The sequence below is a fragment of the Pseudomonas sp. SDO55104_S430 genome, assembly GCF_054070595.1.
In genome coordinates this window covers 1-1,994 of sequence record NZ_JBSVXG010000433.1, presented here as the reverse complement: position 1 = coordinate 1,994, position 1,994 = coordinate 1, and the positions used below count along the sequence as shown (strand labels likewise).

The window sequence follows — 1,994 nt, the reverse complement described above, 5'->3', positions numbered from 1 at the left end:
GGGGTCAAAACCCGTAGGAGCGAGGCTTGCCCGCGAAGGCGTCAGATCTATCACTCAGATTTCTGGTAGGTATCGATCACTTCCTGCGCCGCCCGAAACGCATCGATCGCCGCCGGCACACCGGCATACACCGCACAATGCAGCAGCGCCTCGCGAATCTCTTCCACCGTGCAACCGTTGTTCAGCGCACCACGCACATGCCCCTTCAATTCTTGCGGGCACTTCAGCGCAGTCAAAGCCGCAAGTGTAATCAGGCTGCGGGTTTTCAGCGGCAGGCCTTCGCGGTTCCAGACGCCACCCCAGGCGTGCTCGTTGACGAAGTCCTGCAGCGGCTGGGTGAACTCGGTGGCATTACCCAGTGCGCGGTCGACGAAGGCATCGCCCATTACTTGGCGGCGCACTTCAACGCCGGATTTCTTGTTCTCGGTCATGGCAATTCCCTCTTGTGGTGTTGGCGACGCCAGGCGCGCAGCGACGTGAACAGCAGGAACGCCACCAGCGCCGGCAGGACGAAAAACAGCATCAGATGTTCAAGCTTGCCCGCCAGCGGCATGCCGGTGGTGAACGACACCACGTGCAGGCCGTAAGCCAGGTACAGGCCGAGAAACAGCAAGCCTTCGGCGCGGGTCACCCGGTAACCGGAATAGAACACCGGCAGGCACAGCGCGGTAACGCCGAGCATCACCGGCAGGTCGAAATCCAGGGCGTTGGGCGATACCGACAGCGGCGCTGGCGCGATCAATGCCGTGACGCCCAGCACGCCGAGCAGGTTGAACAGGTTGCTGCCGACCACGTTGCCCACGGCGATTTCCCGCTCACCGCGCAGTGCGGCGATCAGCGAGGTGGCAAGTTCGGGAAGGGAGGTGCTGACGGCAACGATGGTCAAGCCGATGATCCGCTCCGACAGTCCGAGATCGGTGGCAACCGATACCGCTGCGCCGAGCAGCAAGTGCCCGGCGTACACCAGCATCGCCAGGCCGGCGACGATCATCAGCAGGCTGCTGATCCAAGGTGCCGGTCCGCTTTGCTCATGGCTCGATACCGGGCGCACCGAGTGTCGCGACTGACGCAGCAGCAGGCCCAGGTACAGTAGCAATGCCGTCAGCAGAATCATGCCATCGGTACGGGTCAGGTCTTCGTTCCAGGCCAGTACGAACACCAGCAGGCTGGCGCCGATCATCAGGGGAATGTCCAGGCGCACCAGTTGCCGCGAAACCCGCAGCGGAATGATCAGTGCCGACAGGCCAAGGGTGACGAGGATGTTGAAAATGCTGCTGCCGATCACGCTGCCGACGGCGATGTCGGCGTTGTGCGCCAAAGTCGCTTGCAGACTCACCGCCATCTGCGGCGCGCTGCTGCCGAGGGCGACGATGGTCAGGCCGATGATCAGCGGGCGGACATGCAGGCGAGCGGCCAGACGCACGGCGGCGCGGACCATCAGTTCGGCGCCGGCGATCAGCAGCACCAGGCCGCTGATCAATTCGATCAGGCTGATCAGGGGAATATCGGCTAGTCCGAAAATGGTCGGGGCTCCGTGTCAGTCGAGGGCCTGCACGCGAACCCGTGCGGTGCCGCTTCTGAGCATGCCCAGGCGTTCGGCGGCCTCGTGAGACAGGTCGATCAGGCGGCCGCGGGTGTGAGGTCCGCGATCGTTGATGCGCACCACGCAGGATCTGTCGTTGCTCAGATTGGTGACCTTCACCCGCGTGCCGAAAGGCAACTGGCGGTGGGCGGCGGTCATGGAATTCTTGTCGAAACGCTCGCCGCTGGCGGTGCGTTTGCCTTGGTGTTTGGCGCCGTAATAGGACGCTATGCCGGTCTTGTCATAGCCATGTGGGTCGACGGTGTCGGTGCTGGCGCAGCCGGCAAGCAGCGAGAGCAGGGCGCAGGCGCCGAGTAGACGCTTCATAAACGGTTTCCACATACGAATGTGGGAGCGGGCTTGCTCGCGAAAGCGGTGTCACATTCAACATCTCTGTTGACTGACAGATCGC

Annotated in this window: 3 protein-coding genes; all 3 read right to left on the bottom strand. The window is 63.0% G+C overall.

Features of this window, described 5'->3' with window-relative positions:
* Nucleotides 1-50: 50 nt before the first annotated feature.
* Genes ACW9JE_RS30445 through ACW9JE_RS30435 form a run of 3 tightly spaced genes read right to left on the bottom strand, consistent with a single transcriptional unit; the run spans nucleotide 51 to nucleotide 1,909 of the window.
* Nucleotides 51-431, bottom strand: coding sequence for a carboxymuconolactone decarboxylase family protein (locus ACW9JE_RS30445; RefSeq protein WP_457434872.1), 381 nt, complete (start codon nucleotides 429-431; stop codon nucleotides 51-53).
* Nucleotides 428-1,489, bottom strand: coding sequence for a calcium/sodium antiporter (locus tag ACW9JE_RS30440; RefSeq protein ID WP_457434873.1), 1,062 nt, complete (start codon nucleotides 1,487-1,489; stop codon nucleotides 428-430). Before ACW9JE_RS30440 ends, ACW9JE_RS30445 begins: the two co-directional genes overlap by 4 nt.
* 48 nt (nucleotides 1,490-1,537) lie before the next feature.
* Nucleotides 1,538-1,909: a septal ring lytic transglycosylase RlpA family protein gene (locus ACW9JE_RS30435; protein ID WP_457434871.1), complete on the bottom strand. Its 372-nt coding sequence runs from the start codon at nucleotides 1,907-1,909 to the stop codon at nucleotides 1,538-1,540.
* Between the last annotated feature and the right edge of the window lie 85 nt (nucleotides 1,910-1,994).

Bases quoted from the DNA above. Each gene is read 5' to 3' on its own strand.
- ACW9JE_RS30445 (WP_457434872.1), bottom strand. From the start codon at position 431: ATGACCGAGAACAAGAAATCCGGCGTTGAAGTGCGCCGCCAAGTAATG.
- ACW9JE_RS30435 (WP_457434871.1), bottom strand. From the start codon at position 1,909: ATGAAGCGTCTACTCGGCGCCTGCGCCCTGCTCTCGCTGCTTGCCGGC.